Source organism: Tolypothrix sp. VBCCA 56010 (genome assembly GCF_050875635.1).
Lineage (GTDB): Bacteria > Cyanobacteriota > Cyanobacteriia > Cyanobacteriales > Nostocaceae > Hassallia.
Genome location: NZ_JBPAOH010000521.1, coordinates 1 through 240 on the forward strand (window position 1 = coordinate 1; position 240 = coordinate 240).

Here is a 240-nt window from a genome sequence, read left to right on the forward strand (position 1 = left end):
CATTTAACATAAACCCCTCCGATTTTGACTCTGGAGGGGATTTTATTGCTTTAATGTTATGCCTGCGAACCCTCTAAAGCATAACTAGCAACTTGGGTTATTAGAAGAGGCAAACAAGGAGGAATCAAGCAATTTTGGAAGGGTAAAATAAGTTACAAAACTACCTATACAATGGGTAGATATAAAAATGATTCAGTCACTTTTAACTTGTGGATTATCTGCAAATATAGAAAGGGGCAA

General features: G+C 35.8%; 1 pseudogene. It reads left to right on the plus strand.

From position 1 onward, the window contains the following. Positions 1–99 precede the first annotated feature (99 nt). Positions 100–240, plus strand: a pseudogene (locus tag AABK37_RS42195) (ISH3 family transposase); the annotation flags it as partial.